This window comes from Natrononativus amylolyticus (genome assembly GCF_024362525.1).
GTDB lineage: Archaea > Halobacteriota > Halobacteria > Halobacteriales > Natrialbaceae > Natrononativus > Natrononativus amylolyticus.
The window spans coordinates 2,940,653-2,959,680 of sequence record NZ_CP101458.1 but is presented as its reverse complement, the minus strand read 5'-3'; the positions used below and the strand labels follow the sequence as shown (position 1 = coordinate 2,959,680).

At 65.1% G+C, this 19,028-nt stretch carries 16 protein-coding genes; 5 read left to right on the top strand and 11 right to left on the bottom strand.

The features are described 5' to 3' along the window. Positions 1 to 5 precede the first annotated feature (5 nt). From NMQ11_RS15335 to NMQ11_RS15320, 4 genes are all read right to left on the bottom strand, one after another. Positions 6 to 1,124, bottom strand: a complete 1,119-nt coding sequence (locus NMQ11_RS15335) for an ABC transporter ATP-binding protein (protein WP_255169322.1) — start codon at positions 1,122 to 1,124, stop codon at positions 6 to 8. A gap of 2 nt (positions 1,125 to 1,126) precedes the next feature. Further along, positions 1,127 to 2,134, bottom strand: coding sequence for an ABC transporter permease (locus NMQ11_RS15330; RefSeq protein ID WP_255169321.1), 1,008 nt, complete (start codon positions 2,132 to 2,134; stop codon positions 1,127 to 1,129). Between the two features lie 3 nt (positions 2,135 to 2,137). Next, positions 2,138 to 3,136: an ABC transporter permease gene (locus tag NMQ11_RS15325; RefSeq protein ID WP_255169320.1), complete on the bottom strand. Its 999-nt coding sequence runs from the start codon at positions 3,134 to 3,136 to the stop codon at positions 2,138 to 2,140. A gap of 100 nt (positions 3,137 to 3,236) precedes the next feature. After that, the gene (locus NMQ11_RS15320; RefSeq protein ID WP_255169319.1) at positions 3,237 to 4,871 is read right to left on the bottom strand and encodes an ABC transporter substrate-binding protein; all 1,635 of its coding nucleotides are present in this window, start codon (positions 4,869 to 4,871) and stop codon (positions 3,237 to 3,239) included. A 226-nt stretch (positions 4,872 to 5,097) separates the two neighbouring features. On the opposite strand from NMQ11_RS15320, the gene NMQ11_RS15315 reads away from it, so the two are divergent. The 4 genes from NMQ11_RS15315 to NMQ11_RS15300 all read left to right on the top strand — a co-directional run bounded on the left by NMQ11_RS15315 (position 5,098) and on the right by NMQ11_RS15300 (position 11,917). Further along, positions 5,098 to 5,517 (top strand): PPC domain-containing DNA-binding protein, encoded by a 420-nt coding sequence (locus tag NMQ11_RS15315; protein WP_255169318.1) that lies wholly within the window; start codon positions 5,098 to 5,100, stop codon positions 5,515 to 5,517. A 1-nt stretch (position 5,518) separates the two neighbouring features. Further along, positions 5,519 to 10,582 (top strand): DNA polymerase II large subunit, encoded by a 5,064-nt coding sequence (locus NMQ11_RS15310; protein WP_255169317.1) that lies wholly within the window; start codon positions 5,519 to 5,521, stop codon positions 10,580 to 10,582. Between the two features lie 87 nt (positions 10,583 to 10,669). Beyond that, the gene (locus NMQ11_RS15305; protein ID WP_255169316.1) at positions 10,670 to 10,963 is read left to right on the top strand and encodes a DUF7130 family rubredoxin-like protein; all 294 of its coding nucleotides are present in this window, start codon (positions 10,670 to 10,672) and stop codon (positions 10,961 to 10,963) included. A gap of 45 nt (positions 10,964 to 11,008) precedes the next feature. Continuing rightward, on the top strand, positions 11,009 to 11,917 hold the full coding sequence (locus tag NMQ11_RS15300) for a ketopantoate reductase family protein (RefSeq protein ID WP_255169315.1): 909 nt from the start codon (positions 11,009 to 11,011) through the stop codon (positions 11,915 to 11,917). Between the two features lie 10 nt (positions 11,918 to 11,927). Here NMQ11_RS15300 and NMQ11_RS15295 read toward each other — a convergent pair whose 3' ends face one another. Both NMQ11_RS15295 and NMQ11_RS15290 read right to left on the bottom strand, forming a co-directional pair. Continuing rightward, entirely contained in the window at positions 11,928 to 12,281 is a 354-nt protein-coding gene (locus NMQ11_RS15295) for a NifU family protein (RefSeq protein ID WP_255169314.1), read from the bottom strand. An 83-nt stretch (positions 12,282 to 12,364) separates the two neighbouring features. Next, positions 12,365 to 12,679 carry a DUF5783 family protein gene (locus NMQ11_RS15290; protein ID WP_255169313.1) on the bottom strand — a complete coding sequence of 105 codons (315 nt, stop codon included), beginning with the start codon at positions 12,677 to 12,679 and terminating at the stop codon, positions 12,365 to 12,367. Positions 12,680 to 12,913: 234 nt separating this feature from the next. Here NMQ11_RS15290 and NMQ11_RS15285 point away from each other — a divergent pair, with 234 nt between their 5' ends. Beyond that, on the top strand, positions 12,914 to 13,306 hold the full coding sequence (locus NMQ11_RS15285) for a hypothetical protein (protein WP_255169312.1): 393 nt from the start codon (positions 12,914 to 12,916) through the stop codon (positions 13,304 to 13,306). 73 nt (positions 13,307 to 13,379) lie between these two features. Here the strand turns inward: NMQ11_RS15285 and NMQ11_RS15280 are convergent, their stop codons facing one another. From NMQ11_RS15280 to NMQ11_RS15260, 5 genes are all read right to left on the bottom strand, one after another. Further along, positions 13,380 to 14,546 (bottom strand): Cdc6/Cdc18 family protein, encoded by a 1,167-nt coding sequence (locus NMQ11_RS15280; RefSeq protein ID WP_255169311.1) that lies wholly within the window; start codon positions 14,544 to 14,546, stop codon positions 13,380 to 13,382. 35 nt (positions 14,547 to 14,581) lie between these two features. After that, positions 14,582 to 15,718, bottom strand: coding sequence for an ABC transporter ATP-binding protein (locus NMQ11_RS15275; RefSeq protein WP_255169310.1), 1,137 nt, complete (start codon positions 15,716 to 15,718; stop codon positions 14,582 to 14,584). A 2-nt stretch (positions 15,719 to 15,720) separates the two neighbouring features. Then, complete coding sequence (locus NMQ11_RS15270; RefSeq protein ID WP_345781470.1) at positions 15,721 to 16,515, bottom strand: carbohydrate ABC transporter permease; 795 nt, start codon at positions 16,513 to 16,515, stop codon at positions 15,721 to 15,723. A gap of 105 nt (positions 16,516 to 16,620) precedes the next feature. Then, a complete protein-coding gene (locus NMQ11_RS15265; RefSeq protein WP_425607711.1) occupies positions 16,621 to 17,508 on the bottom strand; it encodes a carbohydrate ABC transporter permease in 888 nt (295 codons plus the stop codon). Positions 17,509 to 17,530: 22 nt separating this feature from the next. Beyond that, positions 17,531 to 18,919: an ABC transporter substrate-binding protein gene (locus tag NMQ11_RS15260; RefSeq protein WP_255169307.1), complete on the bottom strand. Its 1,389-nt coding sequence runs from the start codon at positions 18,917 to 18,919 to the stop codon at positions 17,531 to 17,533. Positions 18,920 to 19,028 lie beyond the last annotated feature (109 nt).

The following is a 19,028-nucleotide window of genomic DNA, read 5'->3' as shown; positions in this document are numbered from 1 at the left end:
TCTGGCTACTCACTGCCCTCACCCCCGCTGCCGGGCTTGGCCGTTAGCTGTGGCTCCTCCTCGAGCGGTTCGCTCGTGTCGTAGCCGACGTCGAACTCCTCGTGTTTGACACAGGCCGCCCGGTGTGGGTAGCCGTCGGCCGTGGCGACCTGCTTCGCTTCGGGGTGGACCTGCTGGCAGACCTCCCTGGCGTCGGGACAGCGCGGGTGGAACCGACAGCCCGACGGCGGGTTGATCGCTTCGGGCATCACGCCCCTGATCGGCTCCAGGTCGCCGACGGTCCGATCGGGACGGGGCATCGAGTTCAACAGCGCCTTCGTGTACGGGTGTTTCGTGTCGTAGAATAGCTCGTCGACGGGCGCCTGTTCGACGATCTCGCCGAGGTACATCACGTTCACGCGATCACAGATCTCGGCGACGACGCCCATGTCGTGGGTGACCCAGATGAAGCTCGTGTCGTACTTCGCCTGGAGGTCGTCGACCAGGTCCAGAATCTGTCCCTCGACGGTGACGTCGAGCGCCGTGGTCGGCTCGTCGGCGATGATGAGGTTCGGCTCGCAGGCCAGCGCCATCGCGATCAGCACGCGCTGGCGCATCCCGCCGGAGAACTGGTGGGGATACTCCTCGTAGCGCTTCTCGGGGTCGGGGATCCCGACCTCCCGGAGCATGTGGACCGCCTCCGCCTTGGCCTCCTCTTTCCCCATGCCGCGGTTGAGTTCGATGAACTCCCGTAACTGGCCGCCGACGGTGAACACCGGGTTCAGCGACTCCATCGGGTCCTGGAAGATGACGGCGATCTCGCGGCCACGGATCCGGTCGCGCATCTCCGTGTTCGACAGCATATCGTCGCGCTCGCGAAGTTTGCCGTCGGGGCCTTCCTCGAGGCCGAAGATGGTCTCTCCCTTGTACGTTATTTCGCCGCCGACGATCTCGCCGGGGTTGTCGATGAGCCGCAGCAGGCTCATTGAGGCGACGCTCTTGCCGGCGCCGCTTTCACCGACGAGGCCGACGATCTCGCCTTCGTGGACGTCGAAGGAGATGCCGTCGACTGCGCGAACGGTTCCTGCCTCTGTGAAGAACTGCGTCTTCAGATCTCTGACGCGAAGAAGTGGTTCGGAACTCATTGTTAGTCGTCGATCCGGGGGTCGAGTGCGTCTTGCAAGCCGTCACCGAACAGGTTGAACCCCATGATGGCGATCATGATCGCCAGCCCTGGCCAGATCGAGAGCCAGACGTTCGAGTGCATGTAGCCGTGTGAGACGTTCAGCATCTGTCCCCAGTCGGGCGTCGGCGGCTGTGCGCCGTAGCCGAGGAACGACAGCCCCGCGACGATGAGGATCGTCACCCCGATCTGGAGGGTGGCGTACACCATCACCGGCGCGAAGCTGTTCGGGACGATGTGTCTGAGGATGATGTGGCGATCCTTCACCCCCGAGGCGCGTGCCGCTTCGATGTAGTCCATCTCGCGGACGCTCAACACCCGGCTGCGTATGATCCGGGCGAACACCGGGATGAACGTGATCGCGACGCCGATGGCGGCGTACCACATGTTCGGGCTGCCGGCGAACTCGATGAAGACGATGATCAGGATGAGCGCGGGGATCGCGTACAGCGTCTCGACGGCGCGCATCAGGACGTCGTCGACCCAGCCGCCGTAGTAGCCGGCGACGGAGCCGACGATCGTCCCGCCGACGAGGCCGATCGAGGTCGCGATGAGTCCAACGGACACCGATACCTGGGTCCCGTAGACGATCCGCGTGAAGTAGTCACGGCCGTCCGGATCGGTCCCCAGCGGGTGTGAGAGCGTCCCATCGGGGTGGAACGCCGGCGGGACGTGGGACTCTCCCTCGCCCGGTGGGGGGATCTGCGTCGGATGGTCGAAGATCGGGAGCGCCTCGGCGATGGCGTAATCCGACACCGCATCGAAGGTGAGCCGCGAGAGGTTGCTGTCGATCGTCGCGTACGCCGCGACCAGCAGGACGAACGCGATGACGTAGAACCCCCACCTCGCCGTGGTGTCCCGTCTGACTTTCGCGAGGGTGTACCGCCACCCGACGCGCGCCTCTACCTCCTCGTCTCCGAGCTCGGAGTCGGACCCCGAGCGGCTTTCGGCCTGTGATTCACTTACTGCCATCGGTCACTCCTCCTCCCCATAGGTCACTCGTGGATCGATGTACGCGTACGCGATGTCGGTGATGACGACGCCGATGACGAACAGCGTTCCGAGTACCATCGTCAGCCCCATCACGACCTGATAGTCGTTCTGCGCGATCGCCTCGATGAACAGCCGCCCCATCCCGTTGATGTTGAACACCATCTCGATGAGGACGGCGCCGCCGATCGCCGTCGATAGGTTGAGCCCGACGATCGTGATGATCGGCAGCTGTGCCACCTGAAACGCGTGCTTGCGGAGGATCGTCCGCTCCGGAACGCCGTAGGCGCGGGCGAGTTTGACGTACTCGCCCTGGAGCGACTCGATCATCTGGGTCCGCTCGACGCGCATCAGCGTCGCCATCTGGAGCGTGCCGAGCGCGATCATCGGCAACAGCAGGTACCGCAGCGAGTGATACCAGAGCTCGAGGTGGTTGCTGTAGCCGTAGGAGTCCGGCGGCCGCCACGGGTAGACGAGCCCGCTCGAAGGCAACACGCCGAGCGTGACCGCGAAGATCAGAATCAGCATGATGCCGATCCAGAACGACGGGGTGCTGACGCCGATGAGGGCGACGATCCGCGAGACGTGGTCGGTCGGTTCGTTGCGCCGCTTCGCGGCGATGATTCCCAGCGGAATCGCGGTCGCGAGGGCGAACGCGTACGCGGAGAGGACCAGGAACAGCGTCGGTCCGGCGCGGTGGAGGACCAGGTCGGACACCGACCGGTTTCGGTGGATGCTATGTCCGAGGTCACCCTGCACTACGCCCGCCATATATGTGATATACCGTTCGTGTAACGGTCTGTCGAGGCCGTACCGCTGTTCGATCGTCCGGATCATCTCCTCGTCGTGCTCCACCCCCTGGAGCATGAGGCGAACGGGGTCGCCCGGCCCCAGGTTCGCCAGGAGAAACGTGATGATGGAGATGCCGATCAGGACGGGAATCGTCTGGATCAGCCGGTAGATCGTGTATCGAAGTAATCCCATCTCTTACGTGCTAATGTGGGTCTGTCATGCGTGACGTTATAGCGCTTTTCGTTTGGTAGCTGTCTCACCGCCGAAAGAACAGACGAACGTTCCCGCTCGGCTACTGGAGCGAAACGTTCGTGTGGTAGGAGATCAGGTTCGGGTTCGTCTGGACGTTCGGGTGGACCTCGAGGCCCTCGACGTGGTCGCCGGAGGCCATCGTGTTGTGCTGGGTGAACGCCGCCAGCGCGGGCAGCTCTTCGACGATCTCCTCGATGACGGGCTCGTAGATCTCGTAGCGCTCGTCCTGGTCGGCGGTCGTTCGCCCTTCGGCGATCGCGTCGTGGAAGCCGTCGCTGCCCTCGTAGAAGTGACCCTGGTTGACCCCGGCCTGACTCTCGTGGAACAGCGAGTAGAGGTAGAAGTCGGGGTCGGGGCCGCCGGTCCAGCCCAGCAGGTACATCTCGTAGTCGTCGGCGTCGCCCGTGTTGTAGGTCTCGACGAGCTGGCCGAAGTCGAGAACGTTGACCTCGGCGCCGTAGCCGATCTCGCCCAGACGAGTCGCGATCCGCTCGGCCAGCGAGGCGCGGATGCCTTCGGGCGTGATGATGATGGGCTCCCAGTCGTCGTCGACGGCATCGGACTCGTCGAGGAGTGCCTCCGCCTCCTCGGGGTCGTACTCGGGTAGCATCTCGCCGTACTCGTCCTCCGGGAAGCCCCAGACCTCGTTGACCGTCGGCGGGATCGGGTTCGTCATCGGATCGGCCGTGTGCTCGGCGTGCTCGTTGACGAAAGACTCCATGTCGAAGGAGTGGGCGATGGCGCGACGGACGTCCGGATCGGTCGTCCCGCCCTCGTTACAGTTGAACGCCAGGTACATGTACGACGGGCTCTCCGCGCGGTGGACCTCGACGTTGTCCTCGCCTTCCAGCACGTCCCAGTCGTCGTTCGGGATGCCGGCGATCGCGTCGGTTTCACCGGCGCGGATGTCGCTGATGCGGCCGGCGTCGTCGTCGTGGGCGACGAAGGTGACGCTCTCGATGTTCGGCTCCTCCATCTCGTCGTCCCAGTAGTCGTCCCAGCGCTCGAGTTCGACGTACTCGTTCTCCGAGAAGTCCTCGAAGGTGTACGGACCGGAGCCGATCGGGTCGGTGTTGAACGCGTCGCGGTCGTCGGTCCGCGCCTCCTCCGGGGAGATCGTCACGGCCATCGTCTGCAGCTCGAACGGACCGTACGGCTCCTCTAAGTTGACCTCGAGCTGGTAGTCGTCGATCGGTTCGGCCGACTCGATCATGTCGTAGGAGGCGGCGTTCTCCGTCTCCTCCTCGACGGGTGCGAGGAACGAGTGGGCGACGTCCGAGGCGGTCAGCTCGTCGCCGTTGTGGAACTCGATCCCCTCGTGGATCTCGAACATGAACCGGCGACCGTCGTCCTCGACGTCCGGTTCGCCCGTCGCGACCTTCGGCTCGAGTTCGAGGCCCTCGCCCCACTCGTACAGCCCGTCGAAGACGAGCCCGTACACCTGGGCGCTGTAGGCGTCGTTCGCGATGACCGGGTCGAAGTCTTCCGCACGGGACTGTTCCTGCGTGAAGTGGAACACCGCGGAATCGCCGTTCCCACCTGGGTCGGCGTCGTCGGCACCGTCGTCGGTCTCACCGTTCTCTCCCCCAATACACCCTGCGATGGCTGCGGCCGAAACTGCTGCACCCGACGCGAGCAGGTTCCGCCGCGTGATGTCGAATTGCTTCCGTGCCATTCTAGCATAACGGGACACAGATACCTCTATATATGTTTTGGTATCGGCTGCAATTTAGCCGCAAACCGTGTGTTGACACGCCTCATTTTCTCATGAAAGTCAGTTTCGGAGACGGTAAATTTAAGTACTATCACAAAACCTCTCGAAGAGTTTACTAAAGTGACGTGTGTTGTCGGCTGGCGCGCGACCGATTACCTTTTTCCACTCGGGGATACAGGTGATCGGTATGAACTATCAGGCGGTCGAAACCGAGTCGGAGTACGTCGCTCGCCTCGAGACCGGCGCAGACTGGCGCGCCGAGATCGAGGCGCTCGCTGCCGAGGTCGACGCCGACGCGGGCTGGTTTACGGCCCTCGGCGCCGTCCAGGACGCCGAACTCTGGTTCTACGACCAGGACGACCTCGAGTACTACCCGATCGAACTCGACGAACCGCTCGAGGTGGCGAGCTGCGTCGGCAATATTTCGTGGCTGGGGGAGGAGCGCTTCGCCCACACCCACGCCGTCCTCTCGCGGCCCGACGGCGAGACGCTCGCGGGGCACCTCGACGCCGCGACGGTGTGGGCGGGCGAGGCTCACCTGCGGGTCTTCGCGGAGTCCCTCGAGCGGGAGCACGACGAGACCACCGACCTCGACCTCTGGCTGTAGCATGCGGGAGGCCGACCAGCGCTACTTCGAGCGGCTGGAATCCCAACTCGACGACGCCCTCGAGGTCGCCCAGACGGCGAAGCGCCGCGGCGACGACCCCGAACCCGAAGTCGAGATTCCCGTCGCCCAGGACATGGCCGACCGCGTCGAGAACATCCTCGGCATCGAGGGCGTCGCCGAACGGGTGCGCGAACTCGAGGGGCGGATGAGTCGCGAGGAGGCCGCGCTCGCGCTCGCAGAGGACTTCGCGGAGGGAACCGTCGGCGACTACGAGACGAAAGCCGGAAAGGTCGAGGGCGCCGTTCGAACGGCGGTCGCCCTGCTCACCGAGGGGGTCGTCGCGGCCCCCATCGAGGGGATCGACAAGGTCGAGTTTCTGCAAAACGACGACGGCAGCGAGTTCGTCAACGTCTACTACGCCGGGCCGATCCGATCCGCGGGCGGGACCGCCCAGGCGCTGTCGGTGCTCGTCGCCGACTACACCCGCGCGCTCGTTGGCCTCGACCAGTACGAGGCCAGAAGCGAGGAGGTAGAACGCTACGCCGAGGAGGTTGCGCTGTACGACAGCGAGACCGGACTGCAGTACTCCCCGAAGGATACGGAGACGAAGTTCATCGCCAAACACCTCCCGATCATGCTCGACGGGGAGGCCACCGGCGACGAGGAGGTCTCGGGCTTTCGGGATCTCGAGCGCGTCGACACCAACTCCGCCCGCGGCGGGATGTGTCTCGTGCTCGCCGAGGGGATCGCCCTGAAAGCGCCCAAGATTCAGCGCTACACCTCCCAGCTCGAGGAAATCGACTGGCCGTGGCTCCAGGACCTGATCGACGGAACCTACGGCGACGAATCGGGAGCCGAAACTGCCGAGGGCGACGAACCGGCAGGCGAAGGTGACGGCGCCGAGGCCGAAGACGACGGTGACGACGTCGAAGCGAACGACGAACCCGACGGCCCGGTCCGGGCGAAACCCTCGACGAAGTTCCTGCGGGACCTCATCGCCGGCCGGCCGGTGTTCTCACATCCGAGCGCCGAGGGCGGCTTCCGACTCCGCTACGGCCGGGCGCGCAACCACGGCTTCGCGACCGGCGGCATCCACCCCGCGACGATGCACCTCGTCGACGACTTCCTCGCGACCGGCACCCAGATCAAGACCGAACGGCCCGGCAAGGCTCACGGGATCATTCCCGTCGACTCCATCGAGGGGCCGACGGTGAAACTCGCCAACGGCGACGTCCGCCGGATCGACGACCCCGAGGAGGCCCTCGAGGTCCGAAACGGCGTCGAGAAGATCCTCGACGCCGGCGAGTACCTGGTCAACTACGGCGAGTTCGTCGAGAACAACCACCCGCTCGCCCCCGCCTCCTACGTCCCCGAGTGGTGGATCCAGGACCTGGACGCCGCCGGCGCCGACGCCCAGGCCCTCGAGGACGACCCGCGAATCGACCTCGAGGACCCGAGCGCCGAACGGGCGCTCGAGTGGGCCTTCGAGTACGACGCGCCGCTGCACCCGAAATACACCTACCAGTGGCACGACCTCTCCGTCGAGGCGTTCTGCGGACTGGCCGAGGCCGTCACTCGAGGCGAACTCGAGGGCGAGACGCTCGTCCTCGAACCCGAGGACGAAACCGCTGCAGCCCTCGAGACGATCGTGATCGAACACCGCCAGCGACCGGACCGGATCGAGGTCGACGACTCGCTGCCGTTCGTTCGGACGCTGGGCCTTACAGAAGAACTCGAGCGGACGTGGAACGACGTCGACCTCTCAGAACGCGCGCGAACCTGGGGCCTCGAGGCGGAGGGCGAGAACGCGATCGAGGCGGTCAACGAGGTCGCCCCCTTCGCGGTTCGCGAGCGGGCGCCGACGCGGGTGGGCAATCGGATGGGCCGCCCCGAGAAATCCGAGCGCCGGGACCTCAGCCCCCCGGTCCACACCTTGTTCCCGATCGGTGAGGCCGGCGGCGCCCAGCGCGACGTCGCCAAGGCGGGCAAACACGCCGAGACGATGTCGGACACGCCGGGGGTCGTCGAGGTCCAGATCGGCCGCACGCGGTGTGAGTCTTGCGGGGAGGAGACGTTCAAGAACCGCTGTCCCGACTGCGGCGAGCGAACGGTTCCCGACTACCGCTGTCCCGACTGCGAGCAGGTCGTCGACCCCGACGAAGCCGGTCGCGTCGAGTGTTCGCGCTGCGAGGTCGAGGCGACCTGCGTCGAGGTGCGCGAGGTCGACGTAAACGAGGTGTACCGCGGGGCGCTCGAGTCGGTCGGCGAACGGGAGAACGCCTTCGAGATCGTCAAAGGGGTGAAGGGACTCACCTCGACGACCAAGATCCCCGAACCGATGGAGAAGGGGATTCTCCGGGCGAAACACGACGTGAGCACGTTCAAAGACGGCACCGTCCGCTACGACATGACCGACCTCCCCGTCACGTCGGTTCGGGCGAGCGAACTCGACGTCGACGCCGGCCAGCTCCAGGCGCTCGGCTACGAGGAAGACGTCCACGGCGACCCGCTCACGCACGAGGACCAGCTGGTCGAGCTGAGAGTGCAGGACATCGTCCTCTCGGACGGCGCCGCCCAGCACATGATGCAGACCGCCGACTTCATCGACGACCTGCTGGTGCAGTACTACGGCCTCGAGCCCTTCTACGAACTCGAGGACCGCCAGGACCTCGTGGGCGAACTGGTGTTCGGGATGGCACCCCACACGTCGGCGGCAACTGTCGGGAGAGTGATTGGTTTTACGAGCGCCGCAGTCGGATACGCGCATCCGTTCTTTCACGCCGCGAAACGCCGGAACTGCTTCCATCCGGACACGAAGGTCTGGTACCGTGACGAAGCGAACGAGTGGCACCACGAACCGATCGAAAAACTCGTCGAAGAGCGACTGGACGACCCCGACCGAGACGACTTCGGGACGCTCGTACAGGAACTGGCAGGGGACGTAATCGTTCCGTCGATCGACGAGGCGGGGGCGCTCACGCATCAGCCGGTCGAAGCGGTCTCGAAACACCCCGCACCGAACCACCTCGTTCGGCTCGAGACACGAAGCGGTCGCGAGATCACGCTCACCCCTGACCACGAGGTCCACGTCTACGAGGACGGGGAACTGCGGTCGAAACGAGCTGCTGCTCTCACGACGGCTGACTACGCCGTTGTCCCTGAGGTGCTCGATATCGTGGGCAACGATGGTCCTCGCGTCTTCGACCTGCTCGAGGAGTTCCTCGAAGCCGAAGCCGTCGATTCGTCTCGGTTGATGATCAAAGGACTCGACAAGGAGCGGTTGTACGAGCTCTTCGAGGAACGGTTCGGCGGCGAGTGGGAGGGTCAGTTCTATCCACTTGCGAGTACGGCCGAGTACTTCGGACTCGGCAAGAAAACGTTCAGCAACTACCTCTACCGGGAGGGTTTCCCCGCGGACCTCCTCCTCGAGTTGTTCGATTGCCGTCGGGAGTTCCTCGAGTTCGTTCCGGACGACGCGCGTCTCGGAATGCGCCACGACCGGACCGAGATCGATCGACTGATCGAACTCAACGAGCGCGTCTCGACGGCTCTCGGCTACTATGCTGCAGAAGGGTTCGCACGCGAACAGGAGACGCCGAAAGGGACGATCCATCAAACGACGATCTGCGGAACCGAGGCCGAAGCCCGGGAATTCTACATCGACGCCCTCCGGGAGGAATTCGGCGTCGAACCGTATCACGAAAACGACGCGAAAGTGACCGTTTCGGGACGACTCCTGCGCGTGTTCTTCGATACGGTACTCGACGCGGGGATTTTCGCGGAGACGAAACGGGTTCCACAGCAGATCTTCGACGCATCGGACGCCGTCGTCGCCGCCTATCTCCGAGGGTACTTCAGCGGAGACGGAGGCGTCGATGCGAACGCGCTCCTGGTTTCGGCGACGACGGTCAGCGACGAGCTCAAAGAGGACGTACTCGCGTTGTTGAATCGGCTCGGGATCTGCGGTCGAATCACGCGCACCGATCCTGTCCCACTTTGCGAGAAATTCCCCGAGTACTACGAGATCGACGACCCGTCGATGACCGCGCCGTCCTACGTCCTCGAGATCTCGTCCGAGGACGCGAGTCAGTTCGCCGAGGCCGTCGGATTCCACCTCACTCGAAAGGACGACCGCTTGCGGTCACGCGTTGACGAAATCGTTCCACGTGGGCGACGCATCTTCGACGGGGGCAGTGGATCGTATCTCGTTGAACCGATCTCGACGGTCGAGTACGTCGAGTCGTCCGTCGATTCGGTCTACTGCCTTACCGTTTCTGAGACGCACTCGCTCATCGCGAACAACACGTCTCAAAAGCAGTGCGACGGCGACGAAGACTGCGTCATGCTGCTCATGGACGGTCTCCTCAACTTCAGTCGCAGCTTCCTCCCCGACAAGCGTGGCGGGCGCATGGACGCGCCATTGGTAATGTCCTCCCGAATCGACCCCTCCGAGATCGACGACGAGGCCCACAACATCGACGTCGTCTCGCAGTACCCCCGCGAGTTCTATCTCGCGACCCTCGAGCTCGCAGACGCCGGCGCGGTCGAGATCGAGATCGCCGAAGACACCCTCGGTACGGACGAGGAGTACACCGGCTTCGCCCACACCCACGACACCACCGACATCGCGATGGGGCCGGACCTCTCGGCGTACAAGACGCTGGGCTCGATGATGGACAAGATGGACGCCCAACTCGAGATCGCCCGCAAGCTCGAGGCCGTCGACGAGACCGACGTCGCCGAACGGGTGATCGAGTACCACTTCCTGCCCGACCTGATCGGGAACCTGCGGGCCTTTTCGCGCCAGGAAACGCGCTGTCTCGACTGCGGGGAGAAGTTCCGCCGGATGCCGCTCACCGAGGTCTGCCGGGAGTGTGGCGGCCGGGTGAACCTCACCGTCCACCAGGGGTCGGTGAACAAGTACATGCAAACCGCCATCGAGGTCGCCGAGGAGTACGGCTGCCGGGACTACACCAAACAGCGCCTCGAGGTGCTCGAGGCCTCCCTCGAGAGCATCTTCGAGAACGATAAAAACAAACAGAGCGGGATCGAGGACTTCATGTGACGCGCGTTCTCCTCCCGCCGAAATTCGGGATTCTTGATACGTGTGACGGCCGTCTGGCTTTATACTTCTCGGCGGTGTCGACTTCTCATGGTCGACGACACGACCCGTCTCGGGTTCGGGACAGAAGTGTACGCCGAGGACGGCACTCGAATCGGCCGGATTCGCGGCTTCGACGAGGACGGCTTCTACGTCACCCTTCGGGAGGGACTCGAGGGGATGAGCGTCGAACACGTCCGATCGGGCCAGGCATTCGGCGAGGCCGAACTCATGTGGCGGTGCTGGGAGTGCGGCGAGATGGGTAAACTCGATCACGACATTCCAGATACCTGTCCCAACTGCGGCGCGGACCGCGAGCAGATCTACTACTGGACCGAGGACTGAGCCGACGACGACAACCGTTTTGAGCCGAGCGCACCGAGACGAGCCATGGAGATCGCCGTCTTCGGGGCGGGCAGTCTGGGGAGTCTCCTCGGGGGACTGCTCGCGCGCGAACACGACGTCACGCTCGTCGCCCGCGAGGAGCACGCCCGCACGACTCGCGAGTGCGGACTGGCGATCGACGGCGACCTCGAGGAAACCGCGGACGTGACGGCGACGACCGACGGAACCGGCCTCGAGGCCGACCTCGCGGTCGTCACGGTCAAGTCGTTTGACACCGCCGACGCCGCCCGGGCGCTCGCGACCGGGTCGGTCGACGCCGTCTGCTCGCTGCAAAACGGGATGGGTAACGAGGAGACGCTGGCCCGTCACCTCGAGGCCCCGGTGCTCGCGGGGACGGCGACCTACGGGGCGGTCCTGGCCGAACCGGGGCGGGTGACGTGTACGGGCCGCGGCGAGGTCGTCCTCGGACCCCGCGAGGGCGGTGTCTCGCCCGTCGCCGACCGCGTCGGGGCGGCGTTCTCCGAGGCGGGTCTCGAGACGACCGTCTCGCGTTCGATGCCGCGAAAGCTGTGGGAGAAACTCGCGGTCAACGCCGGCATCAATCCGGTGACGGCGCTCGCGCGGGTCGACAACGGCGCCGTCCTCGAGTCCCCCGCCCGAGAGCTCTCGCGGGCGGCGACCCGCGAGGCGGCCCGAACCGCCCGCGCCCACGACGTCCGGCTGTCGAACCGCGAGGCGCTCGCGGCGCTCGAGTCGGTCGCCTCGGCGACTGCGGCGAACACCTCGTCGATGCTGCAGGACGTGCTGGCCGGTCGCCGGACCGAAGTCGACGCGATCAGCGGGTACGTCGTCGACCGGGCACGAGCGCGCGGGCTCGAGGCGCCGACGAACCGTACGCTCGCGGCGCTCGTTCGAAGCTGGGAGCGCGAGCGAAAACTGCGACCGCGGCGCTGAAATCCCGGTTTCAGAACGGTGCCTGCGGGCCTTCGTCCTCTTCGCCGTCGTCGACGGTTTCGCCGGGGAACGACGGGCTCATACCGCCGCCGGCGCCGCCGTCCATACCGGTGCCGGCGTGAACCTTGGTGATCTCGGGAATCTCCTTGACCATCCGGCTCTTGATCGCCTGGATCGTCATCGGGGAGATCCCACAGCCGCTGCAGGCGCCGCCGAGCTGGATGTGGACCTCGCCCGTCTCGCGGTCGATGTCCTGGATGGCCGCGCTGCCGCCGTGCATCTGGATCTGCGGGAAGTTCCGTCGCAGGAAGTTCGCGACGCGCTCCTCTAAGTCGTCGCCGTCGTTCTGGGCATCCGTACTCATATCCCGACGTTGGGGGTCAGCCTCCCTAAAGGTTCCGTCGAACGGGGTCGGTCCGCCGAGCTACCGGACCGGCCAGCGGTCGCTCAGACGCGGAACACGCGCTCGAGTTCCGTCTCGATCGTCTCGACGTGAGTCTCGAGAACCGCCTCGAACTTCTCCTCCTCGACGATGACGCCGGTGAGCCGGTCGTACGGGTCGTCGGGGAGTTCGACGTAGAACCCCGTCTCCTCGTCGTAGAACGGCTCGCTCTCGTTCAACACCTGCTGGTCGATCGCGTGGACGAGTTCGGAGTCGTAGCGGTCGTTCATCCGGTTGAACGCGTTCTTGTAGGCCTGCTGGAGCTCCGGAAAGTAGTGGACGTACTTGTCCTCGAACTTCTCGGGATCGAAGTCGGTCATACCAGAGTCGAGGCGCAGCGGGCACAAAAATCGGGCGGATCACCGGTTCGCCCGCCGACCGATACTCTCGCTATGCCAGTGTACGCTTGCTCGCACAGATCACTCGGGAGCCGTGTGTAAACCGTTTCAGTCGTTACTATCGTCCGTTCGGCTGAAACGCTATGCCCTCCTACAAATGTAAGCTGAGTTCGCAAGCCGAACGGACACCCCGGCGAGAGGCGACTCCCCATCTACATGTCCGCCGATCACTCCCCCATCCCGCGCGAGGCACTCCCGCCCGGCTGGGGGCCGGCCGAGGTCTGCGACGAGCGGTACGCCTACCGTCGCAGCCGGCCGTCGATCGAACTGATCGCCGCCCGCAGGGCCGGCGATCACGCGCATCCGGGGCTCGGCCTCGGTCACTGCTGGGAGCTTCGCTACCGCCACCGCGTCGGCGAGCTCTCTGTCAGCGAATCCATCGGCCGCGTGACGACCCGCGGGGCCGCCCTCGAGGGACTCCTCGAGTGTATGTCCCGCATCCACGACGGCGTCGAGGAGCTGTGCGACCCGATGGAGATCGAGGCCGCGCTCCGGCGGGTTTCGCTCGAAAATCGCCTGCCAGAACGACGACAGCAGGCACCGCGGTAGTTCGGACGCCCCGTCGGAGTCCCCTACCGGATGCGGTATCGTGACCGCCGGTAAGCGGTTCCGACGGACCGTCTCAGTGGTTACGAGCGTACAGCTCGCGGAACACCGGCGTCGGAAACTGCGGCTCGAGCCGACTCGGCGGTCGCCCGCTCCCGGCCGGCCGGTCGCAGCTGACCCGACGGACGATTCCGCTGTCGGCCAGTTCGTACAGCAGTCGGGTGATCGTCGACCGCTCGAGGCCGACGCCCGGTCGAGCCGCCAGCGACTCGGCGACGTCGTCGACGGTCTCCGTCCCCTCCAGAGGTGTCTCGAGGACGTGCACGAGAAGCTCCTGGCGGTTCTGTCGGAGCGCGAACAGCCGGTGCAGCGAGACCGACTCCTCCGGGACGGCCGCCAGCCCGGCGTCGACGTCCGCGTCGGTGAGCGTCGTCCGCCCGTCGGCCTCCGCGGCGAGCGCGCCGGCGTACAGCGCCGCCAGCGCGTCGTGTGCGTCGCCCGCCGCCGACTCCGCCAGCGACCGGAGGTGGCCGTGACTGACCGCCCCTCGCGCCAGCCCGGCGGTCGCCCGCGTCGAGAGCACGTCGACGAGCGCGTGCGGTTCGTAGGCGGGGATCTCGACGGTCGACTCGAAGGCGACGTCGACGTTCGACGGCCGTCGACGGCCGACGCCGACCCACGAGAGCGAGGCGGCCGTCGCCGAGACCCACTCCTCGACGACCGCGCCCGACGGACACGTCTCGCCTCCGAGGTGGTCGACGACGACGACGGTCGGCTCCGCGCGCACCCGTTTCCGGAGCCGTGCGCGGAGGTCGAGCGTGCTGACGCCGTGGTCGGGGACCGACTCGTCGCCGACCAGCGCCGCGAGCGCCCGCTGGTAGAAGGCGAACTCGGTGTTCGCCCGCCGGCAGTCGACGTAGGCGACGGCCGGCACCGGCCGCTGGTTCGCCCTGGTCGTCGTGTAGAGGGTGTCTCCGGTGCCGCCGAGTCGCCGGAGCTGTCCGACGACCTCCGTCACGACCGTCGACTTCCCGGCGCCCTTCGGCCCCCAGACGTAGGCCGTCGGCGGCACCGACCCCGAGAACACCGGCTCGAGCGCGTCCAGGACCTCCTCGATGACGGGGCCGCGGGCGTAGACGGCGGGCTCGTAGGAGAGGGGGCTGAGCGCGGATCGGTCGCGAAAGAGGCCGTCGGCTGCTGTGCTTCGCAGTCGTCGCTCGATGCGGTCTCGTACGGACATCATGTGGCGTGAGCGTCTCTCTTGGCGGTGACCGCCGGTTACTGTTGGGTTGCCTCCGGTGCGTCTTGCGGGGCGACCTGCCGGTCGGCGTGGTACAGCGCCACACCGGTTTGCGGATCGAAGAGGTGGAGGCGCTCGAGGTCCGCGCCGAAGCTGACGGACGCGCCCGGCTCGAGGCTCGATCGGGCGCCGATCTGGAACTTGACGATCTCGCCGTTCACCCGTCCGTGCAGGAGCATTCGATCGCCGAGGGGCTCGGTGACCTCGACGGTGGCGTCGATCCGGTTGTCCGCGGTGTCGGCCCCCTGGCGCATGTCCTCCGGTCTGATGCCGAGGATCGCTTCGCGCTCGTCGAGACCCGCGAGGTCGTCGGTTTCCGGAAGCCCGATGCGAACGTCGTCGTTCGTCGCGACGGTCCCCTCGCCGGTCGCGCTGAGCCGGACCGGGATGGCGTTCATCGCGGGGCTGCCGATGAACTCCGCGACGAACCGGTTCGCCGGGTAGTCGTACAGCTCCTGCGGGCGGGCGACCTGCTGGATCTGTCCGTCGTTCATCACCGCGACGCGGTCGCCGAGGGTCATCGCCTCGGTCTGGTCGTGGGTGACGTACACCGTCGTCGTCCCGAGTTCGTCGTGGAGCTGGCTGAGTTCGGCGCGCATCTGGATGCGGAGCTTCGCGTCGAGGTTCGACAGCGGCTCGTCCATCAGCAGGTAGTCCGGGTCCCTGACCAGCGCCCGCCCGATGGCGACCCGCTGGCGCTCCCCGCCGGAGAGCGCCTTGGGTTTACGCTCGAGGAGGTCCTCGATGTCGAGGATCGCCGCGGCCTCCGTGACCCGCTGTTCGATCTCCTCGTCGGTGTAGTCGCCGGCGGACTTCATGCCGAAGGTCATGTTCCGCTTCGCGCTCATGTGCGGGTAGAGCGCGTAGTTCTGGAACACCATCGCGACGTTGCGCTCTTTGGGCTCGAGGTGGGTGATCTCCCGCCCGCCGGCGACGAGCCGGCCGTCGGTGACGCCCTCTAAGCCGGCGAGCATGCGGAGCGTCGTCGACTTCCCACAGCCGGAGGGGCCGACGAGGACGAGAAACTCGCCGTCTTCGACCTCGAGGTCGATCGAGTTCACTGCCGTTACGTCGTCGAACTCTTTCGTGATGCTGTCGAGTGTTATGTTCGTCATGGTTACTTCTGTTGGACCCCGAACGTCTCGAGGAGCGGTTTTCTGAAGGCGATCAGCGCGAGCAGCGGCGGGATGAGCGTGATGATCGCACCGGCCATCACGATCGACCACTGCAGTTCGCCGGCCTGGATGTCTCCCTGGAGCAGGGTGATCCCGACCTGGGTCACCTGCTGGCTCTGGGAGTCGATGATCACGAGCGGCCAGAGGTACTGGTTCCAGGCGTAGATGAACATGATGACGGAGACGCCGGCGAGCATCCCCTTCGACATCGGGATCAACACGTAAAAGAGGAACTTGAACGGGCCGATGCCGTCGAGTTTCGCCTGCTCGACGATCGACTCGGGGATCGAGTAGAAGTGCTGGCGCAGCAAGAAGACCGTCGTCGCGCTCGCGAGATAGGGGATGGTGAGCGCGAGCATGCTGTTGTACCAGCCCAGGTCCGTCACGATGTTAAAGAGCGGGACGAACCTGACCGGCACCGGCAGCATGAGCGTAAAGAGGATCACGAAGAACATCAGGTTCTTGAACGGGAAGTCGTAGTAGACGATCGCCAGCGCCGCGAGCAGCGAGATGGCGAGCTTGCCGACGACGATGACGATCGACATGATAAACGAGTTCAGCAGGTAGACGCCGAAGTTGTAGTCGGTCATCACCGTCTGGTAGTTCTCGAACAGGTGACTGCCCGGCATCAGGTCGCCGAAGCTGGCGACGATGCCGACCTCCTGGGTGCTGACGATGGCCGCGATCAGGATCGGGAACGCCATCACGAACACGATGAACCCGAGCGTGCCGTGCATGAACAGTCGATCCAGGTCCCAGTTCGCGACGAATCCGGAGGCCGTGTCGCCGCTCGAGGTTCCGTCGGATCCCGTTTCGGATTGTGTTTGTGTGCTCACGTGTGTTCACCCGTAGTGTGCGTAGCGGTCGGAGAGGCGCAACTGGGCGTACATCAGGATCCCGACGACGAAGAACAGGATCACCGATTGGGCCGAGGCCAGTCCGTGGTTGTTGAACTCGAAGGCGTTGCGGTACAGGTCGTAGATCATGATGTTCGTCGCCCCGCCGGGACCGCCCTGGGTCAGGATGTCGATGAACGCGAACGTGTGGAAGAACGCGTAGATCGTATTCATGACGATCAGGAAGATCAGCGTCGGCGAGATCAGCGGCGTGTACACCCGCACGAGTCGCTTGAACTTTCCGACGCCGTCGAGGTCGGCGACCTCGCCGAGCGTGTCGGGAACGTTGTTCAGCGCCGCGATCATGAAGATCACGTTGTACCCGATCTGCTTCCAGATCACCGCGACGGTGACGATGATGAACGCCTGCGTGCCGTTAGTAAACCAGTCGACGTTCACGCCGAAGAGCGCCTCGATCGGCGTCGTGAGCACCCCGAGGCTGGGGTGGATGATGTAGAAGAAGACGATTCCCGCGACGGCGGGCGGCAGCGCGTACGGCCAGATCGCCGCGATCAGGTACGACGACTGTCCCACGCTGACCTCGTAGATCAGATACGAGATCACGAGCGAGAGCGCCATCACGCCGAAGATCACGATCAGCGAGAACAGGACCGTGACGCCGATACTGCTGTGGTAGTCACTCGAGGTGAGCAGGTGCTGGTAGTTGCCGAGGCCGGTCCACAGCCGGACCGTTCCGAACTGGAGCGTCTCGTACAGGCTCAGGTGAGCGGCCTGGATCGCCGGATAGTAGAGGAAGACGACCGAGACGACTAACGTCGGCAACAACAGCAGATACGCCAGCCAGGACCGGTTGTATATTTCTCGTGTCATAATGAAAACGAACGCGAAGCCGCTGTTACTGGTTCGCGACGCGGTCGTAGCGCTCGAGTTCCTCCTCGACGTCCGACATCATCTCCTCGAGGCCGTCCTCGACGCTGACGGCGCCGGAGAAGATGTCCTGTGAGGACTCCTGAATGCGCAACTGGACCTCGCGGGCCGGTCCGACGAGCATCCGCAGCGTCGCGGGCGTCGTCTCGGACTCGAGGAGCTGGTCGAACGCCGTCGCGTAGTGGGGCTGCTCTTCGAACCAGCCTTCCTCTTCGAGCTGATCGATGGCTTCCTCGCGGATCGGGTAGTAGCCGCTGCCCTGATGCCACTCGATCTGGTTCTCGACGGAGCCCAGGTACGCGAGCAGTTCGCCGACCTCCTCGGCGCGCTCGTCGCTCATCTCGTTGCTGACCCACAGCGAGGCGCCGCCGATGACGACGCCGGTGCGGTCTTCGGTCGGCGACGGGTAGAAGCCGGTGCCGAGTTCGAACGTGTCGACGTCGTCTTCGTCGACCTCGTCCTCGTCGACGTCGCCCTCGGCGCCCGAGACGGTCGCCTCGACGGCCGCCGTCGAGTCGAGTTTGATGCCGACGTCGCCGGTGAGGAACGCGCTCCGGGCCTCGCTCCAGGCTTCGATCCCCGGGTTGAGGTAGAGATCGTCCTCGTACATCTCCTGCCACCACGTCCAGAGGTCGTGGGCGAAGTCGGTGTCGGCGTGCATCGTCGTCGGCGAGCCGTCGTGGCCGTTCTCGTTGTCGAGGATCAACTCGTCTGCCAGCGAGTACCACGTCTCGACGAACCAGACGTGGTTCGGCCAGGTGATCCCGTAGTTCGTCGCACCGGATTCGACCAGCGCCTCTGAGTGTTCGCGGACTTCCTCGAGGGTCGCCGGCGGCTCCTCGGGGTCGAGGCCGGCCTCCTCGTAGGCGTCCTTGTTGTAGTAAAGGATGGCGTTCGAGTTGTTGAACGGCATCGAGTGGAGGTCGCCGTCGACGACGAAGAAGTCCTGGACGGCGCCGACGAGGTCGTCGATCGGGTAGTCCTCCGGCAGGAGTCCTTCGGCGGACTGGGTGGCCTCCGTGTCGAGGACCTGTTGGTTGTGGAGGCTGTCGATCATCACGACCTCCGGCATCTGGCCGGCTTCGATCGCACCGAACAGGCTGTTGAGGATGTCCTCGTAGCTGCCCTGGTACTCCGATTCGGTCTCCGCGCCGTCGAAGCGCTCGACCATGTCGTTGAGAAGGTCCCCCGACCCTCCCCCCATCGCGTGCCAGACCGACAGCACGTCGTCGTCGGGCTCGTCGACGTCGTCGCCGGCTTCGCCGTCGTCACCGTTTCCGAGGCAACCTGCGAGTGCAGCCACCGTCGCCGCACCCGTCCCTTTGAGCATCGTTCGCCGTGAGTGCATCCCGGGCATACAGAACCGATTATCATTTATGTTATTTATAATTGTGGATCTCCGTGCCAATAACTTCTGATTGACACGTCCGAAACCGTGAGACATGGTAATTGTTTATCAGCGGTTA